Source organism: Rhodovulum viride (genome assembly GCF_003265965.1).
Lineage (GTDB): Bacteria > Pseudomonadota > Alphaproteobacteria > Rhodobacterales > Rhodobacteraceae > Rhodovulum > Rhodovulum kholense.
On record NZ_MUAV01000076.1, the window covers coordinates 1 to 1,867 of the forward strand.

The 1,867-nt window shown below is 64.2% G+C and carries 3 protein-coding genes; all 3 read right to left on the minus strand.

What is annotated here, in order from left to right:
* Window positions 1-22 precede the first annotated feature (22 nt).
* Window positions 23-406: an HNH endonuclease signature motif containing protein gene (locus BYZ73_RS20920; RefSeq protein WP_112317542.1), complete on the minus strand. Its 384-nt coding sequence runs from the start codon at window positions 404-406 to the stop codon at window positions 23-25.
* A gap of 237 nt (window positions 407-643) precedes the next feature.
* The gene (locus BYZ73_RS20925; RefSeq protein ID WP_112317543.1) at window positions 644-1,063 is read right to left on the minus strand and encodes a hypothetical protein; all 420 of its coding nucleotides are present in this window, start codon (window positions 1,061-1,063) and stop codon (window positions 644-646) included.
* A 109-nt stretch (window positions 1,064-1,172) separates the two neighbouring features.
* On the minus strand, window positions 1,173-1,867 hold a 695-nt coding region (locus BYZ73_RS23035), incomplete at its 5' end, for a hypothetical protein (RefSeq protein WP_220086876.1).

Below are 1,867 nucleotides of genomic sequence, written 5' to 3' on the forward strand. Positions count from 1 at the left end.
GATTTTTGGACACCCCCCGGTGTCAGGGACGCCCGAGCACCTCGCGGGCGGTCTTCCGGCTGTGGCAGCTCTTGCAGAGCGGCTGCCAGTTCGACCGGTCCCAGAACGTCGCCCGGTCGCCCTCGTGGCGGGCGATGTGATCGACCTCGGTGGCCGGGGTCACCAGCCCCAGCCCCGCGCAATCGGCACAAAGCGGATGGGCCTCAAGAAACGCCGCCCGCGCGGTCTTCCAGGCGGGGCTGGCATAGAGCTTCGCGCGGCGCCGGATCTCTTCGGCCGTCTTCACCTTCGCCCGCCGCGCGCGGTTCCGTTCGATCCGTTCGGCCTCATGCTCTTCGCAGAGCGCCGCGCCAGGCACAGCGAGGTCGTCGCAGCCCGAGGCCGCGCAGAGCTTGCGGATCGTCATGGGTGAGGCCTCCCGGAACGCAAAGCGCCCAAGGCGGGGGATCCGCTCCGGGCGCAGCTTGGGTGACGGCACTATGTCAACGGGATCAGATTTCAGTCAAGAAAAAAGTTTCCAGAGCCCGGATCGCATCCCGTTCTTGAGCATCACGTCGATGTGCTTCTCGGCTTCATGGAAATTGTTGAAGGTCGTGCTGTAAGTGTAAAATCTCAAGCGCTTGGCTGGCTCCGCAACTGGCGGCTAAACGCCCGAAGCGCGATCAGAAGCGCGACCAACGCTTGCTTCATCTCGACCAACTTTCGTCATTGACTCCTTCAGCCGTGCCGACTCGAACATTCCACGAGCCACAGCCGCAATATCCAAAGTCGATTTTGCTTGGTGAGCCATCATCATGGTGAAAAGTCCGAAACCCATAACGATCCCGCCGGGGACAGCTCCGAAAAGCCGCGCCGAAATTGAAGGCTCCGCCTCAACATAGCCTAGCTGCGCAAGCTCATTCATGCCGCCATAAAGCCAGCCGAGCAGCTGTCCGTAAAAGCCGCCATCTTTGAAGCCTACGAAAGCGAGCGCGGCACCCCCAAGAACCACGGCCCAAGCGAAAACATCGACCAGTTCGCAAACCACCCTGCGAAAAACAAATTGCTCGTTGAAGTCTCTCATTTTTCAAACTCCGGCCAATCACGATTACAATTGCATCTCTTCAAAAAAAACTGTCAACCAAAACCGTGCCGACATTCCGTCGCAATCAGGCGTCATGCTATGATCGGCGCTATCGCCATGGTGTCATTGACGGCATATCTCCCGTGACACTGACTCCCAGTAGGTCCGCGCCCTTCAACGCCGCCTGCACCGACAGAAGGTAGCCCCACCAGTCAAGATACGCCCGGCGCGCCGCCGCGATCCGCCCGGGTGTGGGATCCCAATGGCAGGGCGTGAAACGCACCGCATCGTGGACAATCACACCCTTGCGGTTGCGACGCGGGATCGGCTGCCAGCCGTCGGGCGCTTCGGAGCTGTCCCTCGACTTGGCCCATAGGCGAGGACGATTATGCTGCCATTCGTCGGGGCGGAGCCGCGGGCGGGCGTCGGGCATCCAGTCGGGCGTGCGGCCCGCGCGGGCGAGGTCGGCGACCAGCGTGGCGGCGTACCAGGGCAGCGTGTTGCGGACCACGGTCGCGATCAGCTCGGCATCGTCATGCGGGCTCGACCGGCCGCGGCTCACGTCGACCCGGGTGCCGAGCTGGGCGCGTTCGAGGGCGACATATTCCATGCCATAGGACCGCCAGCCGGTGCCGCCGACCGCCTCGATCTCGTCGTGGTCGAGCCGGGCGCATTCGGTGCCGAAGGCCCATTCGAGGGCCGCGCGCACCGGCATCGCACGCCGGGTCCGGGAGGCGGGCGGCACCCTGACCCGGGCCGCCGCCGTCATGCCGCGACCCCGGCCTTGCGCAGCGCCCGCGGGCC